General features: G+C 50.3%; 17 protein-coding genes. 5 read left to right on the forward strand and 12 right to left on the reverse strand.

Annotated elements, in window-relative coordinates:
- Window positions 1-198: 198 nt before the first annotated feature.
- The 8 genes from FYC77_RS16675 to FYC77_RS16710 form a co-directional block, all read right to left on the reverse strand.
- Complete coding sequence (locus FYC77_RS16675; protein WP_149082628.1) at window positions 199-834, reverse strand: hypothetical protein; 636 nt, start codon at window positions 832-834, stop codon at window positions 199-201.
- Between the two features lie 191 nt (window positions 835-1,025).
- Complete coding sequence (locus tag FYC77_RS16680; protein ID WP_149082629.1) at window positions 1,026-1,214, reverse strand: hypothetical protein; 189 nt, start codon at window positions 1,212-1,214, stop codon at window positions 1,026-1,028.
- Window positions 1,214-1,471, reverse strand: a complete 258-nt coding sequence (locus FYC77_RS16685) for a hypothetical protein (RefSeq protein WP_149082630.1) — start codon at window positions 1,469-1,471, stop codon at window positions 1,214-1,216. Before FYC77_RS16685 ends, FYC77_RS16680 begins: the two co-directional genes overlap by 1 nt.
- Window positions 1,472-1,617: 146 nt before the next feature.
- Window positions 1,618-2,565 (reverse strand): DNA-processing protein DprA, encoded by a 948-nt coding sequence (locus FYC77_RS16690; protein ID WP_149082631.1) that lies wholly within the window; start codon window positions 2,563-2,565, stop codon window positions 1,618-1,620.
- A complete protein-coding gene (locus FYC77_RS16695; RefSeq protein WP_149082632.1) occupies window positions 2,552-3,142 on the reverse strand; it encodes a ComF family protein in 591 nt (196 codons plus the stop codon). The genes FYC77_RS16690 and FYC77_RS16695 overlap by 14 nt, the downstream gene beginning before the upstream one ends.
- Before the next feature lie 1,400 nt (window positions 3,143-4,542).
- Window positions 4,543-4,773: a hypothetical protein gene (locus FYC77_RS21085; RefSeq protein ID WP_149082633.1), complete on the reverse strand. Its 231-nt coding sequence runs from the start codon at window positions 4,771-4,773 to the stop codon at window positions 4,543-4,545.
- The gene (locus FYC77_RS16705; RefSeq protein ID WP_149082634.1) at window positions 4,770-5,324 is read right to left on the reverse strand and encodes a TATA-box-binding protein; all 555 of its coding nucleotides are present in this window, start codon (window positions 5,322-5,324) and stop codon (window positions 4,770-4,772) included. The genes FYC77_RS21085 and FYC77_RS16705 overlap by 4 nt, the downstream gene beginning before the upstream one ends.
- On the reverse strand, window positions 5,321-8,959 hold the full coding sequence (locus FYC77_RS16710; protein WP_149082635.1) for an Eco57I restriction-modification methylase domain-containing protein: 3,639 nt from the start codon (window positions 8,957-8,959) through the stop codon (window positions 5,321-5,323). The genes FYC77_RS16705 and FYC77_RS16710 overlap by 4 nt, the downstream gene beginning before the upstream one ends.
- Before the next feature lie 139 nt (window positions 8,960-9,098).
- On the opposite strand from FYC77_RS16710, the gene FYC77_RS16715 reads away from it, so the two are divergent.
- Window positions 9,099-9,443: a hypothetical protein gene (locus tag FYC77_RS16715; RefSeq protein WP_149082636.1), complete on the forward strand. Its 345-nt coding sequence runs from the start codon at window positions 9,099-9,101 to the stop codon at window positions 9,441-9,443.
- A 1-nt stretch (window position 9,444) separates the two neighbouring features.
- Here FYC77_RS16715 and FYC77_RS16720 read toward each other — a convergent pair whose 3' ends face one another.
- The 3 genes from FYC77_RS16720 to FYC77_RS16730 form a co-directional block, all read right to left on the reverse strand.
- Window positions 9,445-9,867: a winged helix-turn-helix domain-containing protein gene (locus FYC77_RS16720; protein ID WP_149082637.1), complete on the reverse strand. Its 423-nt coding sequence runs from the start codon at window positions 9,865-9,867 to the stop codon at window positions 9,445-9,447.
- A 187-nt stretch (window positions 9,868-10,054) separates the two neighbouring features.
- On the reverse strand, window positions 10,055-10,429 hold the full coding sequence (locus tag FYC77_RS16725; protein ID WP_149082638.1) for a hypothetical protein: 375 nt from the start codon (window positions 10,427-10,429) through the stop codon (window positions 10,055-10,057).
- Between the two features lie 325 nt (window positions 10,430-10,754).
- Window positions 10,755-12,482: a DUF262 domain-containing protein gene (locus FYC77_RS16730; RefSeq protein WP_202911861.1), complete on the reverse strand. Its 1,728-nt coding sequence runs from the start codon at window positions 12,480-12,482 to the stop codon at window positions 10,755-10,757.
- 213 nt (window positions 12,483-12,695) lie between these two features.
- Here FYC77_RS16730 and FYC77_RS16735 point away from each other — a divergent pair, with 213 nt between their 5' ends.
- The 3 genes from FYC77_RS16735 to FYC77_RS16745 all read left to right on the forward strand — a co-directional run bounded on the left by FYC77_RS16735 (window position 12,696) and on the right by FYC77_RS16745 (window position 14,734).
- The gene (locus FYC77_RS16735; protein WP_149082639.1) at window positions 12,696-13,409 is read left to right on the forward strand and encodes a recombinase family protein; all 714 of its coding nucleotides are present in this window, start codon (window positions 12,696-12,698) and stop codon (window positions 13,407-13,409) included.
- 453 nt (window positions 13,410-13,862) lie between these two features.
- On the forward strand, window positions 13,863-14,081 hold the full coding sequence (locus FYC77_RS16740; protein ID WP_149082640.1) for a hypothetical protein: 219 nt from the start codon (window positions 13,863-13,865) through the stop codon (window positions 14,079-14,081).
- The gene (locus FYC77_RS16745; protein WP_149082641.1) at window positions 14,078-14,734 is read left to right on the forward strand and encodes a hypothetical protein; all 657 of its coding nucleotides are present in this window, start codon (window positions 14,078-14,080) and stop codon (window positions 14,732-14,734) included. The genes FYC77_RS16740 and FYC77_RS16745 overlap by 4 nt, the downstream gene beginning before the upstream one ends.
- 813 nt (window positions 14,735-15,547) lie before the next feature.
- Here FYC77_RS16745 and FYC77_RS16750 read toward each other — a convergent pair.
- The gene (locus FYC77_RS16750; RefSeq protein ID WP_149082642.1) at window positions 15,548-15,739 is read right to left on the reverse strand and encodes a hypothetical protein; all 192 of its coding nucleotides are present in this window, start codon (window positions 15,737-15,739) and stop codon (window positions 15,548-15,550) included.
- A 134-nt stretch (window positions 15,740-15,873) separates the two neighbouring features.
- Between FYC77_RS16750 and FYC77_RS16755 the strand changes: the two genes are divergently transcribed.
- The gene (locus tag FYC77_RS16755) at window positions 15,874-16,950 is read left to right on the forward strand and encodes a tyrosine-type recombinase/integrase (RefSeq protein WP_149082643.1); all 1,077 of its coding nucleotides are present in this window, start codon (window positions 15,874-15,876) and stop codon (window positions 16,948-16,950) included.
- Window positions 16,951-17,930: the final 980 nt, after the last annotated feature.

Below are 17,930 nucleotides of genomic sequence, written 5' to 3' on the forward strand. Positions count from 1 at the left end.
TCTCCGACCGTGAGCAGGAGGCTTGGGAGCTTACCCGAACGATGTCTCGGGACAACGCCGCGGAGGAGATGGGAGTAACCCGCGATACGCTCGAAACGTATCTAGACCGGTGCTACTCGAAGCGTAAGCAAGCCCGAGAGACAATTGAGTGGATGAAAGCAGCCTAATAACTTGATTCCTACCGGGACGAGGCTAGAATTAGTAGGATTCCTCATCAAAGTATTCTACCCTCTTCACGTTGTTCTTCCCAATCATGACGGGAACACCCTGTGCAACTGCCCGGTTTAGAGTACAAATGTAGTACACATCAAAACTGTCTGACGCCGACTCGTAGATGGAAATTGCTGGTTCTCCCACTTTCGGAACGTTGCCTCCGACGGAGACTTCGTAGGTTTGGTCCGTATCACCATCGTAGTATTTGACACTATAGATGCGAGGTTCGCGCTTAACTTCACCACGCTGTTTTTCGACGAATTTTGCAGTAGCTTCAAACACTTCCTCGGCCTCGTCAGCATCCTCAGCATGGGGAATGAAGAACTCCGGCATTGTCGCCTTGTTTTTAGCCAGATGAAATAAATCCTCGTCCATATCCTTCCTCCGACTACTCGGAATGAGGCACGTTGATGGTTGGGTCGCAGCGTATAGTGGTGGCCGGAGGTCTCGCAGGTGGGCGTCGATGACGATGCAGTAGCGCTCAAGCCCTACGGTGTAGAACCGACCCGACACATCCTCATGTATGCCGATGACCAGCCCGTGTTCGCCGTGCCACTCAAAATCAGGGTCCAGTTCGTCGGGAATATCGATTCGTACTCGGTCACCAAGTCGGGGGTACATATCTGCGATTGGTCGCGGTATCGCACTTAAAATCTCATTGGCTCAGTTACAAGGCCCACTCAATATCCCATACTGTGATGGCGATGATGCATCATTCGCACAGCGTCATTCTCCTACTTTTCCCCAGTAAGTCGTGTTCTCTTTGCGAGTGTAACCCTTGCAGCGACACTTGGGACGGCCTGCGAGGTGAATCAATGATGCTGTACTTCCGCTAATTTCTCCACCAAGAGCTCTGGATTATCTAATGCAAGCTCAACGATGGCCTGATAGACTTCCCATTTTTCTGCGGTCCACACTTCTTCGTGCTTGAGTTCGATTTCAGTGAGTCGACGCTGGAGTTCTCTCCGGTTTCGGACACGGAGGGTAATCTGGTCACTCATCAGTCGCCTACCTCCTCTGCAACCATATCGATGATATCTTGTGGAAGTCGGGTCACAACGCCGGGTTCGTCGAGAGGGCGGACGAGGTAGCAGAGGTCGCCAGATGACCATCCGCCGAAGTCGATGACGCGGTATTCGACATCGCAGTATTCGATTTCAGCGCCCTTCTCGAAGTATGGGTCAGTGAATCCACCGCGGATGCGGGCGATTTCCTCCCCATTCATGTCGCGGATGATTTCTTCAATGTTCTTAGTCATGATGTGTTATACCGTTCTAGTTTCCTGCATATTGGTTTATGGTCGAACAATTTCCAAGATGAAGCCTCTGCTGGTCAATAATATGTGCTCGACGCAAAGTAGCGGTATTACACCAATATAGACCGGCCCGTCACTGTTACTCTCCTTCAGTAGTCATCTAATTTAGTCGGAGTTGTTGAATCAGGGTTCAAAGGAGTGAAATCTGAGTTCAGCAACTTTCTTAGTTCATCTAAAGTATGGAATCCTCGGAACCCTTTCTTATAGAGCTTGTCTGGTGACTGTCCATCGTCAATTTCTGATTCATAGAGAAATCGTGGCTTCTCCTGTTCCATAGCGAAGTTTGCCTGATGGATTGTACCACCGGTTTTTCCAGACGCTCCAATAATTACTGCCGTAGAAATACCAGAGGTAATTCGGTTCCTCTCAACAAATCTTCCGCGGTGAATACCAACTTTACTGCTTGTTTCGCTCACCAACGCCCCTTTTTTCTGAATTTGTTCACCTAGCTCTCGATTGCTTGCCGGAACGATTTTCTGGACTTCACCGGGTAAAACAGCAATTGTGTCACCATCGGCTTCTAGTGCCCCTCGGTGAGCAGCGGCGTCCACACCGTTAGCCAAACCGCTCACCACAGTCTTGTCCATCTCTACGAGTGCCCGGGCAATTTCACGAACAAACTCCAATCTATGCTCAGTTGCACTTCTTGTTCCGACAATCGCGACTCCATCACCAAGCAAGTTCACATCCCCATCAACATACAAGCAAAGTGGTGGGTCAGCAATCTTCCACAGTCGGTCTGGATATTCAGGAGCGTAAAACGGTACGAACCGGATTCCGTTTTTCTCGATATTTCTAATGTAATCACTGTAAAAACCTATATCGATAGTTGAAAGCTGACTTAGTATTTCAGACGATAATTCAGAATACTCATCGCCTTCAAGCTTCTTTATTTTAAGGTAATCCGTGAATATCTCTTGTGATACAACCTCTGGTCCTCTTTCTGTGAACAAGTCCACAAAGAGTTCTAAAACCTCTTTCGAATTGAGGTTTTGATTATCATTGAGGCCTGCTACGATTGGGTCAAGGTCGTTCATCTTCGGGAATTTCGTCTTCTGGTATATACACTTCAGCGTCTACTAGGTCATCAATATACTCAGTGCGTGCAATTGCGAGCCCGACTACCTTTGAAGCACCAGCTTCTTTGAGAGCCCTCGCGCAATTTTCGAGTGTTGCACCAGTTGTCACAATATCGTCGATAACGACTGCGAAAGGCGACGTTCTGAAATCCCGGATACATTCGATATTCCCTTCAACATTCACCCATCTTTCTTGAGCACCAGTAAGGCTTCTTTGGGAATCATACTCTTCTGATTTGTGGAGGAACTCGTGAAGTGGTATACCCACACGTTCGCTTAACACCTTTCCGATTTTCGTCATATGATTTGATTCAGCATCCTTTGTTCCGCGCGGCGGTGGAACAAGGATATCACAGTTTGAGAGATTTCCAAAATCTTCTAACCCCCATTGCAAAATCTCTGCCATTTCCTCAGTATACTCTCCCGTTTTCACATCATCAATAGCATTTGTTAGCTTATGGTCCCTGAATTCGTATACGTAGATTGTAGCTGTGAAGATTCTGTCTATATATTCAAACTCATTGTGGCCTTTCATACAGAAACTACAGATTCCAGTCATCTTAGCAAAATATGGCGAAATAGCGTGGCCGCATTTGCTACACTGGTGCTTTGGATGCAATATATCATTCCCTTGAAATTCGCCAATAGAGATAGTATTTTGAGGTACCGGATAATAAGTCGTCATCATTCATCGATTATCACAGTAGCATATTTTTCTTTGGGATATTACCTACGGATAGATAGTCTATTTCCGAATCAAGTCTTGCAGTCGTCGACCCGTTTCGACCCCGATGGTCACTACTATATCAACAATTGTCCTACATAACCACATTAGCGCAGAGACGAGTATTCCCCCATAGTATCGCATATAGCTATAATCTGACCGCCAGAGGTCTCTCAGTACTCCTCCGATGAATCGAGCGGCATTCAGCGGCAGGTCAACTAACAGCTTGTACACCAGCGCACCAATTGCAGTCAACCCTCGGTGCGTCAAAATTAACAGTGGAGACTCCCCGGTTGACGCGATGTCTCGGCTGACGGGCCGAGTAATACGATTCCCGCACCATGGGTCTCGCAGCCAACCGAGGAAACTACTGGTCTTTCGCCAGAGAGAGCTTATCATATACTAACAAATGATTGTCAACCACTTAAGCCATTCTCAGCGTTTCTTATTTTCGGGTTCTCTTTAGGTCATTAAGGATTCACGAGGCCCGTATCTTCAGAGTACTCTTTATCATGATTGAGACATTTCGGTCTATATTCTGAGGTGGGTATCTATCCAAGCCATACTCATACAAAAAATGGACCTTTTTTGATTTCTGATTACCTTGATTCACCCAGAGGCTTTCTCACTCTTATTCACGGGGGTGTGTCTATACAAAGTAGTCGGCGCGGGGCTCTCCTGACAGTTGCTGACGATACTGCCGATAATTCGTTGTCGACAGCTACTGTCCTCTAATGTATTTGTTTCCTGACTTTAATTCCAATGGGAGAGCCATGATTCTATTTGGCATATGAAAATTGGTGAAGGTTTGCGTGACATCGTTCACGCTGTCGGTCGCAAAGACGGCGCAACATCAACTACTGAGATACAGCGAGTAACCGGGTTCGCCAATTTGTCTGTAAGATATTAATTCGATAAGCTTGAACGGCTTGGGCTCTTCGAGACCGACTACGATGCTTCCGCGATATCCACCGGAGTCGCCCCTCTCATAATCACTACCCCACTGACTTTGCGTACGAGGAAGTTCATAAAGGATTAACGGTTGAGGTCGAGCGGCGTCGAGCTACTATTGAACCCGTGGATAACGCAGAGCGACTCGATGAACTATAGCAGCGTGTTTCGATAAGAGAGGAGCAATGCACAATTTAGAGGTTTGAAGCACGGCTACGGGAACTGAGGCCGCCAATCGAGATGGGCTCCAAAATAACAGATTAGAGTGTGGCCGGTCGGAGGTCTCGCCATCGGAAGTCCATAGTGGACCCGTGGTCAAACTCCACGCGGTAAAGAACACTATCACGCTCGTCTCCGGTCTCGGTCCCTGCATCGTCTTTGACCACGCTTTTGACCACACCGTGCTTCCCGTGGAATTCATCGAAGTCCGGGTCCGTTTCATCAGGAATGTCAACGCGTACCCGGTCGCCTTCAGTAAATCTCTGACTCACGGCTTGAGTACCTCGTCGACACGGTTTCGAATGTAATCGAACGCTTCTTCGGCAGCATCAAGAGTTGGTGCTCCCGTCACCACGCACTTGCCCGACCCGAACAGCAGAATCACACACGGATGCTCCGCTGGGCGATGCACTAAACCCGGAAATTGCTCGGGTTCGTATTCGCTCTGCTCTAGCCCAAGAGCAATTGATAGCCTATTCAAATCTATAGTGTATTCGAGGTCGGCCGTACAGACTATGTTATTCACCCTGAATGAGTCATCTTCTGGACGGTCGAGTATGCCTTTATCATTTAGTAATGACAAGAATTGGTCTTTTGTGTCGAAGAGCTCCGATTCTGAATCCGCACCTGTGATGATGTACTTTCCTGTCCGATACACCGTGATGAGGGGACCGGATTCGTTGAGACGAACGTATAATCCGTGGTAGTTGTCCGGGTTATACGTCACTTCATATGCCTCTAAATCGTTTGATACTACAGCTACGTCTACTTCGATACCGAGAGTCCCAGTTCCGACGATATTCTCTATTTGGACGCTTGTCATCGAACCTTGCTTTTCAGTGGGTCCTCTGGGACGAGAATTCTGTCTTCAACAAGCCTCCGGTGTTCCTCGCTCAACTCGAATAATTCGTAGACAGCTTCGTGTAACTCGTCCTCCACAGCTTGTAAACGGTTACCTGCCCCATCAGTCGTCTCGACAGCCTGCTGGTGCGCGTCCAACACGGCTTCTAGTCCTTCCCGGGTTCTCGGGTATTCTGCGTCCAGAAGCTCCGTGAGCGTAGTTATGTTAAGAGCGTTCAGGAGGTCGTAGAAGGATTCAGCGAGGTCCTCATCGTTAAGGTCGATTGATTGGTGGACATTGAGTCGAATGGTTGAACCGTCGATGTTTGGTTGTAGGTCCGCGTCATTCGCTCCGTCTGAGTCAGGAATATGAGAAACATATGCTGTACGAGTTAACCCGACTCGGTCCACGTTGGCTGTATCCAGTAGCTTTGACGGGTCACTGAGGAGATTCTCGGCTTCTCTGTACTCTCTGATGAGGTCCTGCATTCGGCGGGCCGTCGAGTCAATACTTTCCACGAGGTCGTCATCTACGTCGTCATCGTCCGGGTCCGGGATAGGAATGTCTCCGACGTACTCGGATTTGTATCGAAGATAGTTTCCTCGATACGTGGCTGCGTTCCGTCTGATGTAGAACTGTGCTAAGTCGCTATTCAGAACCCCCGCCAGATACCACGCGTGGTCCTCGCTTTCAGGCGAGATATAGTACGTTGTGTCCAGACAATAGAACTCCCCGCCTTCATCGACCCAGTAGTTGTTGTAGTACGCGATATCCGGTGTAACGATTTTTGTCTGTTCGAACAGGTCGGGGTCTTTCGCTTTGTCGAGTGCCCAGTAGTCTTCGTTCTGCTCTCGGACACAGTATCTGTCTTCGAGTTCGTCCCGGTTGTCACCATCGTTGTAGTACTCCACAGTGTTCGGGTAGTCGTCAATATCAATTCCGGGTGGAGTGTAGACAACGTAGTCACCGTCCCACAAGTCCTCCCATCGTTTCACCTGCTTTCCTCCGAGGATTGGATGAACGAGTTCTTGCTCGATGTCGTACTCGTCGATAGTGTCTTCCTCAACGAGGAATACGGGGTTCTTCCCCGTTCGCAGTCCTCGTTCGATTTTGTTCCCGTGCCCGTAGGACCGGAGTTCAGGGCCACGGTCCTCCAGCCAGTTTAACACCTCTTGCTCGTCTGCAGGCGCGAACTGCCAGTCAGAATCCGAGACAGCATCCGAGTGAACGGGGTAGGACTGGAGCGGAGGTTGGTCCCCCCATGAAATCGTGTCCGGTACAGGAATGTCTTCCTCTTCAACTAGACTCGGAATGTCAGGAGACTCTCCCCCCCATTCAACCGGGAGAGCTAGTGCGAGCAGGTCTACAACCCGATGGTTCTGCTCTTTCCCAAGGTCGCCAATCCCGTTCCCGTTCCCTGAGTCCCATCCTGAGATAGCATCTGACTCTATCCAGTCCTCCATGGATTCGTTGACCGCGACGTACGAGAATCGGTAGTCGTCGACAACGAAGTCTTCCGCAGACCGGATTCCCTCTCGGTTCAGCCCTTCCATCACCATGATTATCGGATACGTGGTAGCGTGTGCGAACACGTCCACATCTCCGATGTTCACCATTTCTCCAATTCGATACCGCTGAGGAATCAACTCCCGGGCTCGCTCCCCGTAGCGGCTGTCAAGGAACTGGTTCGACGTAATGATGCCTAGGTTCCCTCCCTCTCGGAGCCAGTCGCTCGCCTTCTCGATAAACAAGAGGTACAGGTCGTAATTGTGGTAGGCTGAGTAGTATTCGTTGTAATCCTCTTTCGCCGGGCCTTCCGCGATATTCTGAATCCTAACGTACGGCGGGTTCATCACCACATATCCGTAGTCCCCCCGATTTTTCGCGCTGTCAGCCTGTCTTCGCTCTTGCTCATACTGACGCAAGAGTGCATCACTGAACGTCGCTGTCACCGAGGTCTGTGTCTGACTGCGTAAAGAGTCCGTCTGGTAGACGTTGAACCGGTCCAGAGAGTAGTCCGGGTTCTCCTCTTTGACCTCCTTATACAGGTCGATAACTTGGAATAGGAGGTTCATTTCTGTAATATGGCAGGCGAAGGGATTGATGTCGAACCCCCATAATCGGTCCTGCATGATGTCTACTGCTTCCTCCGGTGGAACGTTTCTATCCTTTAGCCTTTCCAGCAGCCGACCAGCAGCACGAACGAGGAATGTCCCACTACCACAAGCAGGGTCGACTAAATCGTGTTCGGGTTGGTCAATCGGCTGGTCAGACGTGTACCCGACGCGGTCGAGTATGAAGTCAACGACGGATGTTGGTGTATAGAATTCCCCCAGTTCTTTTCGTTCCTCGGGTGGGAGGTGACGTTCATACAGGTGACCGAGCACGTCTCGGTCCACATTTTCGAAGTCGTAGTGATTCAGGTGCCAGAACGTTTTCTTGACGACATCATCCAAATCTTCGTCGTCAGCGTTCAACTCCCAGTCGAAAATCTGCCGGGAATAGAGACGGTCGTAAATCTCGCTCAATTCCTCAGACGCGACATCGAACAGGTCCACATAGTTTCGGTCAACATACCTTGCAAAATCGTCCCAGAACGCGAAGAAATCAGTCACACCCCCGTCGCTAATCATCTCCTCGGTTAGGTCCTTGTCTTCAGCAATCCGGATTAACAGAATCTTATTTATCTGGACGTAGATACTCTCTCGGCAGAAAACACGCTTATTCTCATCCGCATCGTTCTCTTGTCGGTTCGACAGGCGTACCCACGTCTCGTAGTCAGAATGAAACGCCCGGTACTGCTCGTAGTCATCACGGAGTTCCGCAAGCTGCGATTCCAACTCTGCAATTTCCGTGTCATCTCCATGACCCTGTTCTTCTAGCGTTTCAATCTGTGCCTGCAAATCGTCGGCCTTCTCTCTGAACTCTTCGTACCGTTCCTGATATTCGTCGAAAGCACGAACGGTGTATGGTGTCCAGTAATCATCCAACACCGTCGTCAGGGTACTCAGTAGATTGTCGAACCCTTCGTCATCAGAAACATCCTGCCGGTCGCTAATTTCAAAGTCATCGTATCGCTCTGGGTTTACGATATCGGATTTACGGAGCCGGGTTAACTGGCTAATAGAATCTAGTTCTTCCGATGGGATTTCGTCCGTGAGCGACTCCCCTACCTCTACATTCCGAACGCGCTCGAAATTAATGGTGGCCAGTAATTCGCCACTCACTCCGTACCGCGTCTCGTCCGCATCCTCTTCGTCACACCGTCGATAGAGTAGCAGCTTGTCGAAATTAGTGGCGATGAGGTATCGTGTGTATGGACTATCAGACGCGTACTCGAACGCTTGGTCTATTCCAACCTCGACGTCCCGGTCCCGACGCTTTGCCTCGATGATTATGACTGGGTGGCGCTCATCGTCGTAGAACCGAACGTCATTCCGGTCGTCCTCTTGGGCGTAGTCTGACTCGTCCCATCCCAGCGTTTCGTTGCAAAAAAGAAGACGCGCAAACCGTGGCGTCAGGTCCAGTTCGTTTCGGTCTCCCTCCTCAATTTCGTTGTAAAAATCGTTGTACGCACCGATGATGGAGGTTGTAAAGTCCGAAGTGACCGTTGACATACCTGCATTCTCTCGCCCCCTAAATGTTAAAGATACGTTTTAACGGCAATTCGACTTTCTCCAGCGCGTACTCTGGAAGTTCGCCGTATTCGGCGAAGCACTTATAAATTCTACGACTGCTACGAATCGATGAACGCCCATGGAAGACGTTCCCGCGCCCGACTTGGTGAAAGTCGGCACGAAGGATGGCCGCCTCCATCTCCAGCTTGAAAGCTGGTTCTATGACTATGTTACGGTCATCGTCGCTGCGATTGAGAGAGCCCGAGACCTCCCGGTCAACGCCCGAATCACTGCCCCAGCAGCAGACTTCGGACGTGAGATGCTGGACATCACTCTCTCGCTGCCACAGTTCGGATTCACGATAACCGTGTGTGCCTTCGCTGCCGCCGAATTCATTGTCCGAAAGGCGATTACAGTGGGTCGGAAGACGACCATCAACGTGCCGACCACGACAACTACCGTGACCGCTCACCCACCAGAGTAGACTAACCTCGGAGACGTTTCCGAGTATCCTTCAATACCTCGATGACATCATCCTGCGTCGCATCGAGCGCATTCAGGAGATGGCGGAGTTGGTTCATTTCGTCTTCGAGCTTCTGGATTCGCTCATGGTTGTCTGCGGGTTCGATGGGGGCCCTTCGCTGCTCGGATTCTGCGGTCAACCCTGTCTGAATCTCCTCCCGGGCAAGGTCTGTCAACGACGCGACTGTCAGTGGGGCGACGCCCTCGGGAGTTGCGTCAGGGTCGTGTTCCGTCTCTACCAAGCCGAGGTCTTCGAGTTTACCAAACCGGTATCGAACAGCGGAGTTTGATAGCCCCGTGTGTCGCCGAATATCTGTTGTGGTGGCTGTACCGTCCTCACGTTCGAGCACGTAGATAATGTCACGAGAGTTTTCATCAATCCTCATGTTTGTTAGTGGCGAGTGATTTAATATTGGCTTTGGGGTCAAAAAACAAAGGCGTTAGAGGGCAGTAGCCGTCGGCAGAAAACCGTTCGGAGTAACCTCAACACCCGTAGACAGTCAGGGCTCCTGACACCCTATACATAACAGAGGGGTATACAAGACCTCTTAGAAGAGAGGAAGTGTTAATCAACTATCCGTAAACTTCGGCGTGAGCTTCTCGGAGGTCAGCGATAATATCCTCAACCTCGTCTTCGTCCAGATAGTATTCGTAGAGAGCTTTGTTGTCGTCCAAATCGATGCGAGTCGCCAGCTTGGAGAGTGTTTCTTCTCGTTTGCTCTCACGCTCGACGTAGATTTCAGCGTACAACGGCTCCACTTCGTCTTCGGAAAGGTCAAAGTCCACGTCTGCGTCGAAGGCCTTGCCGTTCAGTTCGAGGGAAATGTCAAGCATGAACCAGCCGATGCCGTCCCCGACTCCTGTGTCGGGATATATTTCCTGTCCGGTTTTCTCTTCGACTAGCTCACGGAACTGTTCGAGTCTGTCGTCGTAGGTTGGTTCTGGCACATGTGGACGTTGGACGAGGTGCATATGAAAGTATTTGTGAAACTCGCCGTGTCGTATCTTGAGGCAGGGGGCGATGGACGATATTTGCTCGATGGCTGTGACAAATAGCTATGAGCGACGGAAGAGGAAAACCAAGACCCCCGAAGCATTCGCTGAACTCTCAGGCGACGATATGAACGAGATTGCGGTCGCGTTCCGCGCTGTGCGCATTATTTGAACGACGACAATGGGTCAACGAAGAGTACCGTAGTACCCTCAAGTAGTTACCGAGACAAAGTATATGACCGCCGTTATTCGTGGATACAGATTGGCGATTTTAGTCCTTTCAGACGTTATCCATACTCCAAACTTTGCAAATTATCTCTGCCATCTTTTCGCTACGGTCTCGGATTTGCTCAAGTCCCCACTCATCGTACTCTTCTACGATGGCCTGTGTCATTAAGAAGTCAGTGTTATTCTGATAAATGTTGCATTTCTGTTCAAACGGATTGTCCGAAGCGGTTTGATTCAATCTATTCTGCAGAAGAGTAAGATTCCCGATTCGCTTTTTGTACTCGTCAAATTCCTCTTCTGAACAGTTCAGATACTGTTTCCACGGACTGTACTTTTCGGCAGTCCACACCCGCTGTGGGGCAACATGTTCAATGTCAACAGTAGACCGGTCTCCAACCGATTTTTCACGCCCTCCTGTTCGCATGTAATGTTCCTCTTCAATCCTGTCAAGAATATATTTCGTAAAGTCGTTATTTTTGAACTCCCTGCTCACCACTCGCTCCATAATAATGGTATCATTCGGCGCTCTCTTTTCAGCCATACGACGGAGGTATTCGTTAGGGTCTTCACCTCTTTCCATCATTGAACATGTCCTAGACCAGAAACGGTCGCGACTAGTGTTCGAATCGCGTCCGGCTATTTTGTCCCGGGTGTTGAGTACTTCTAAGATATTGAGCGCCTCAAGAACATCATCTGCACTCTCATAGTCATTTATAATCTTCAGAAGGAGCGTCCGAATCCGGTCATTCTTTATTTGCGTGGACTCTAATTTTGAATTTAGTTCTTGAAGTTTATTTGCTCGAAAATTCTCGTTAACCTCACAATTAAATATATCTACATAAGTCCTCGACTTCTTGAGCATATCTTCGAGCATTTCCTCCACTGTTAGACCTTCCTCGGCCAAGCCTTCGTTCAAAAGCTCATCCACGTAGTCGTAGAGTTTGTTCTTGGACACGTTGTCCTTTGTCTCGGGGCGAGAAATAGACATGAAATAGTGGGAGAAGAAGCGGTAATTCTGAGTCAGTTCCGGGCGAATGACCGTCATTATTTCTTCCCAGAGATGTTTAACTCGGTCCGCGTCTATCTCGCTATTTTCATTGGCCTCCATGAACAACCGATTTTTAACAAGGTCGACAGCACCAAGGTCAAGTCCCTTATCGTTTAGACTCTCGAATAACCGAAAAGCAGAAACTTCACTGCCACACTCAATCTGAACGAGATAAACAGAGTTTATTAGGGCATCATATATATCCTGAACTTTTTCTGTATCGTGCTTCTCTAATTTCGAATAGTAATATTCGTAAGCATTTTTCAGTTCCGAGTCGCTAACGAGGTCTGCGTTTCCTTTGAGGATTCGATTAAAATCGCCGTTATGAAACTTGTTGAGTCGTAACTTCTGATGACGTTCACCCGTTGTACGACTTTGGATTTGTAGAAATCCATCAACTAATTCAGAGAGTTTTTCAAATTCCGAATCTTCTTCAAATCTATCTCGTATTGCACATAAGAAAATTGAAATTGTTGTAAGTCGTTGTTGGCCGTCTACTAACTCCAACGCTTTCAAATCGTCATCTTTGTTTTCGATTACAACGATAGAACCTAAGAAGTGATTATCTCGTTCGCGGGTGAGGGCATACACGTCATCCCACAACTCGGACCACTGGTCCTTTCCCCACGAGTATTCTCGCTGATAATCCGGTACTCGGATTTGATGTGACCCTTCGAGCACCTCACTGATGTCGTAGTCATCAGCCCCGAGGTTAAACCCTGATGTTGACATTATACGCTGAAATAGTATCAAGACCACATAAAATCTATCCAATACTTATTTCACTGATTCTCTGTTTGAATTATATCGCCGCTTAAAATGTCACTTGAACTTCTTCTCGGAGCCTCACAAACTTAACCTACCCAAAAACATCTGTTCTGGGTAAGTTACCCAAAACACCCCCACTTTAAATATCACTAACCCGTAACCCAAGGTGATAAACCAATGAGCCAGAAACACATCGCAATCTACGCCCGTGTGTCAACCAGCAAGCAAAACAACGACCGGCAGTTCGATGCCATCCGTGACTACATCGGAGACGACGAGTTCCGCGACGCAGTCAAATACGCCGACGTAGCTAGCGGCGCGACTAGCGACCGCACCGACTACCAGTGCCTTCTCGGCGAGATACAGTCTGGTACAGTCGAGCGTGTCGTCTCCTACGAAATTAGCCGTATCTCACGCCGACTCTCTACCGCTGCCGAGTTCATCGACCTGTGCGTTGAGGAAGGCGTACGGCTGGAGACCGTCGCCGACAGTTTCCCGACGCTGCGGGGCGACGGTGACATGATGGATAAGATGATGGGCCAGATGGTCGCGTGGTTGATGGAGTACGAAGCGCAGATGATACGCCAGCGCGTCCAGAGCGGCGTCACCCGCGCCATCGAACAGGGCAAGTGGGTCGGCCGCCCTCCGTTCGGATTCTCGACTGACTCCGACGGTTACCTACAGATAGAGCCGGAGGAGTACCTCGCCATGCAGTCGGCTATCGAATACGCCCGCGAAAATCCCAGTCAGAGCGTCAATAGCATTGCGCGGGCGCACGACGTTCCGCAGAGTACACTCAACCGTGTGCTAAAAGACGACGAGCGAGCAGTTCTGTACGTCGATGGGAAAAGTAACGATAACCGTGTGACAACCGCGATTGACGAGTTCTAAGTAACCATATGGACGCTGAATACGCCGCGTCAGGTGGGTTACCGAATCTGCTTTGCAGCCTATGTAATTTCACCCCAAATATGGGTTGATTGGGGCAAGAGATATATACACGTATTTAATATCGAGAATAATGACAGAATCTACGCCCATCACCAGCCGAGATACGGTTTGGGACGCGGTCTTGTTCCACTTGGCATATACTGACTCGACTGGATTCAAACGCTCAGACCTCGACTTACCCGACAATGTAAGCACCAACACGGAGAAGCGAACACTGCAATCAATGCGGGCGCTTGGATGGCTGAAGAAGGAATCGGAACAGGCTCATACTTGGCAACCCAGTGATAGACTACTCTTCCTTGCGGCGGGTCTCCGGGCACAAGGAGAATAATACGACTCAAATATGGGTCGTCTGAGGGAAGACCTATATTCATCAGCTTATACTAGAAACACATGTGCAAGTTATCTGACAACGCTGGTGCAGCCGACGAGCAGCTAGAGACAGCCGAAGCCTGCCAATTCCACTTTGGGGGTGAACTCCCTGCCCTCGCTGTCCGACTCCCGGACAGGCGACGAATCAACGTCGACCTCGCGAACGGGGAAATCTACATCGAAGGGATGGACGTCGAATACATCGACCAACATGAATTCTTCGCGGGTGATGCGGGATGAGCGATGAAGACCGCGTCGACGACCTCGAACGTAAGCTCGAAGAGAAGGAAGAGCGAATCGAAACACTGGAAGAGCGACTGGAATCGTTAGAAGCTAAACTCGAAGAAGAACTTAAAGCGCGGACCGACCCCATATGGAAAAGGCTCGGGGAAACAAACAAACGGGTCAGCGACCTCGAAAACCTTCGAAGGGTCGACGCCCTCGACCTCGAAGCTCAACTCACCCCGCTCGAACGCATGCTCATAGGGCAGGACGAGCCCGGAAACGTCGTCGAGCAACGCGCGCTCTGCCTCATGCAAAATTGGGATGAAATAGCGTCCAGAGTGGCAGAAGGCAAGCAAAACGCAATAGTCGGGCGAGACCCCATCAAGGAGGTTATCGAGCGCGAGTTAGATGTAGACCTGTCGCCCCGGCTCCTCCACCGCGTCCTCAACGCCTTCGACGCGAAGGACGCCGAACATGGTGAAGGCATGGAATTACTCGGTGACAAAGCCAAGGTCGACAAAACGGAAGACGGCCGTAAGCGAATCAAAATCGGTGAGCCGGGGAGAGTATACTTCACTGAGGATAAATTCCATGAGGCACTCCGCGAACGCGATGCAGGGCGGTCGATGGAACAGAAACTCGCCGAGAACAGCGGCGAAGATTACTAAATTGACTACTTTTGTGCGTTAAACCACTGTGGAATTTCTCACTTGACAAATTTTGTCAAGTGGACCAATTTGAACGGGCATAGGTTGACAAATGTCGTCAACCCACTGGAGGCATATTTGTCAAGCTAAGGCGTTCCTTTATATACCTCACCCTCTCCATACCCCATTTACTATAAAGCGAGTAATCATTTCTATCAATTAAGTGATTGTCAGTCTGGCACACTGTGACACACAACATATATATACTACCAACCCACTTGTACATGTAGTTAGCGTTGAGTATATTATTAGCTAAGTAGTGTAGTGTAGCGAAACGGAGTTAGCTAATAAGCTGGAGGTTGACCCGGAGGGTTGACGACATTTGTCAACCTCTCCAACGGCAGTTGCGTCGGGGCTGTATCCCTTGCCTATCTATACTTGAGGCTCTGAATCGACTGAATTACCGTTGAAAAACGAGACTGACATAGCCCGACGCCGAATCAGTAAATTTCGTATTCGCTGCATGCCGGGCATCGATGCATCGCAGGGAGGCCATGCGAGTCGAGCGAGGATTTGCACCTGTCGCACAAATGGACTCCACAGTTGTCACAGGACGACCGTCCCCATTCTGAGCAAAGGTAGCAACCTGCGGCCATCAGTGGTCGAAGATTCCTTTGGGTTTCAATTCGACGTAGGCTCCCGAAACCTCACTGGTCTGTTTCATTTGCCAGCATTGTAGCTCCCTCGCGATTTCTGCGAGTTCAGAGGGGTCTACTTCATCTGATGCCGAAAAGTCGACTGAGAGTGCTCCAGCCGTTAATTTCACATGTGGCATTAGTCGGGCCTCACTACGTTGACGTCTGTCGCCCGAACAAAGGCCATGTCATCCTTGTTCCAGAGGAACATGAACTGGGTATGGCAGCATTGCGCCACTGATTCGAGGCTGTCCTCTCCGGGTACACCTCTGGCCTTTACATAGACGCGGTCCTCAGCGGCGAGCATTTCGACCTCTGGTCCTTGTTGCATTACAGCTACTGTATTGTGGGACCACTATTATATAGTTTATGCTGTAATCTAATCGCCGTCAATATGGTTAAATAGGGGTATCCCATACGAGGAGTTAGAGCGTCGGACAGACGGGCGCTCGCGAGAGTCAAACAATGAGACAAGAACTGGAAGACATCGCCCCACAGGACGCACTGGACGACTATCTCGACGACCGAGAAGTTGAGGGGGCCGCGGAGTGGACCCTATACGCACACAAGAGTCGACTCGGGCACTTCGTCGAGTGGTGCGAAGAGAAGGGCATCGAATCGATGGCCGACCTCCGGTCGTCCCACATGCGCAAGTACCGCAAGTGGCGGAAAGACGAGGGAGACATCAAGAAGGTGACGCTGAAGACGCAGATGGATACCTTGCGGGTGTTCGTCAAGTGGTGCGAGGACTTCAACCATGCACCGGAAGAACTCCACACTTCGGTCCGGTCACCTAAGCTCGCCAAAGGGGACAACGTCCGCGAGGAGACCATCGACGGGGACATCTGCATGGACATCCTCGGCCAGCTACGCAAGTACCACTACGCGACCCGGAAACACATCGTCTTCGAGCTAATCTGGCATACGACGATGCGCCGCGGCGCTATCCACTCGCTGGACGTCGACGACTTCGACCGAGAGGACCAGCAATTAAAGATTCGACACCGCCCGAAGGAGGGGACGACGCTCAAGAAGAAGGGAGAATCCGAGCGCATCATCAATCTCTCCGACAAGATGACGGAGGTCCTCGCGGACTGGGTTGACGACCAGCGTCCGGATGTCGTCGATGAATACGACCGCCGCCCGCTCATCGCGACGGAGCATGGCCGAGCCCACCTGACGACAATCTCTTCGGATATCTACTGGGTGACTCGCCCCGGGTTCCGCGGAGAAGACTGCGGTTGCGGGGATGAGTGCCCCGCGACCTGCGCGAACAACGCCTACGCCTGCGAAGACAGCGTCTCACCGCACACCGTCCGCTCGGCCAGCATCACCTACCATCTGGACCAAGGGTGGCTCATCGACCTCGTCGCCGACCGCGCCGACAACACCGCCGACGTCATCAAGAAGCACTATGACGCGGCGAACGAGGAAGAACAGGCCCAACGCCGGAAGGAATTCATGGGCCTCCTCGAAGAGGAGGATGAGGAAGACAAAGACGACGAGGGAGAAGACGGCGCACCAACCGCAACCGCCGATTAGGGCAATTTAACGCAGTCTACGCGCTTGTTAAGGCTGCCTCGAAAGTACCAGATTTAGTATCAATACGAGAAATAGATAACACTGTTTGTATTCTAGAGACAACTATACACCATCAATATTGCCCCTGCAGCGCCCATGTTTCTGTCGCGAACAAAATCGTGAGCGACAGAGACTGCATCGCGAAGGGTTTGAACGAGACGAGACGCAGCGCGAACGTCGTGAGCGACCGTCTCGGCGTGGTTCACAATCCTGCAGCGCCAATCACAGATTTTGTAAAACTGTTCTGTTGAAGAGCGATCTACTCAGCTGATATCGGGTTAGAAGGATGAAATCGAGGAAATCGAGGTTAGTATGGAAATCGACATCCTCGACTCCATCCTTCTAAGTCGTTCTATCAGCCGAGTAGATCGACATTCAATAGTCACCCAATTATGTCAATAAAGAAACAGTATACAACAACTGATACGGTCCACGATGGCTGATTGCCGGTCGATCGCCGCCGTTCTTCGATCGACCGGTTCCGACACATCGCAGTCCGTACGATGGGGAAAATGTATCGCTCTGGTGGCGTTCCAAACCTGAACTGGTGGGTGGAACCGATGGCCGTCGTCTCGTTTCACCCATCAGTCGACGTTTGGAACGGTACTAGCAGTACTTCCGAAGTATAACCACACGTTCCGTGGTCTACGGCTGGGTCTGACGGATAATCACTCGATTGAGAGAGGAGAACCGTTTGGCCAAGTGGAATTTGTAGAGAGGAGATCAGATTTTGGTGGTGTAGGCGTGCGTAGAATGGTCGACGAGTGATCAAAAGGATGGCTCAAGAGAGCGCTGCCGCTGGAAGCGGCAGGCTCTCTGTCTGTTTCCACCTACCAAGGCGAATAGCCTTGGAGCATATACTCGGCTAACTCCTCTGCCCGATCTCGGTCACATCCTTTGTCTTCGATCAATCCTTGAATGGCTGACTCACGAACAATCTG

Origin of the sequence: Natrialba swarupiae, assembly GCF_008245225.1 — an archaeon.
In the GTDB taxonomy this organism is placed as follows: Archaea; Halobacteriota; Halobacteria; order Halobacteriales; family Natrialbaceae; genus Natrarchaeobius; species Natrarchaeobius swarupiae.

What these genes read in the sequence shown, in the direction of transcription:
- FYC77_RS16745 (WP_149082641.1), top strand. Translation starts at nt 14,078, where the DNA reads ATGAGCGATGAAGACCGCGTCGACGACCTCGAACGTAAGCTCGAAGAG.
- FYC77_RS16755 (WP_149082643.1), top strand. Translation starts at nt 15,874, where the DNA reads ATGAGACAAGAACTGGAAGACATCGCCCCACAGGACGCACTGGACGAC.
- FYC77_RS16730 (WP_202911861.1), bottom strand. Translation starts at nt 12,482, where the DNA reads ATGTCAACATCAGGGTTTAACCTCGGGGCTGATGACTACGACATCAGT.
- FYC77_RS16675 (WP_149082628.1), bottom strand. Translation starts at nt 834, where the DNA reads ATGTACCCCCGACTTGGTGACCGAGTACGAATCGATATTCCCGACGAA.
- FYC77_RS16715 (WP_149082636.1), top strand. Translation starts at nt 9,099, where the DNA reads ATGGAAGACGTTCCCGCGCCCGACTTGGTGAAAGTCGGCACGAAGGAT.
- FYC77_RS16750 (WP_149082642.1), bottom strand. Translation starts at nt 15,739, where the DNA reads ATGCAACAAGGACCAGAGGTCGAAATGCTCGCCGCTGAGGACCGCGTC.
- FYC77_RS16695 (WP_149082632.1), bottom strand. Translation starts at nt 3,142, where the DNA reads ATGAAAGGCCACAATGAGTTTGAATATATAGACAGAATCTTCACAGCT.
- FYC77_RS16740 (WP_149082640.1), top strand. Translation starts at nt 13,863, where the DNA reads ATGTGCAAGTTATCTGACAACGCTGGTGCAGCCGACGAGCAGCTAGAG.
- FYC77_RS16710 (WP_149082635.1), bottom strand. Translation starts at nt 8,959, where the DNA reads ATGTCAACGGTCACTTCGGACTTTACAACCTCCATCATCGGTGCGTAC.
- FYC77_RS16720 (WP_149082637.1), bottom strand. Translation starts at nt 9,867, where the DNA reads ATGAGGATTGATGAAAACTCTCGTGACATTATCTACGTGCTCGAACGT.
- FYC77_RS16680 (WP_149082629.1), bottom strand. Translation starts at nt 1,214, where the DNA reads ATGAGTGACCAGATTACCCTCCGTGTCCGAAACCGGAGAGAACTCCAG.
- FYC77_RS16685 (WP_149082630.1), bottom strand. Translation starts at nt 1,471, where the DNA reads ATGACTAAGAACATTGAAGAAATCATCCGCGACATGAATGGGGAGGAA.
- FYC77_RS16690 (WP_149082631.1), bottom strand. Translation starts at nt 2,565, where the DNA reads ATGAACGACCTTGACCCAATCGTAGCAGGCCTCAATGATAATCAAAAC.
- FYC77_RS16735 (WP_149082639.1), top strand. Translation starts at nt 12,696, where the DNA reads ATGAGCCAGAAACACATCGCAATCTACGCCCGTGTGTCAACCAGCAAG.
- FYC77_RS16705 (WP_149082634.1), bottom strand. Translation starts at nt 5,324, where the DNA reads ATGACAAGCGTCCAAATAGAGAATATCGTCGGAACTGGGACTCTCGGT.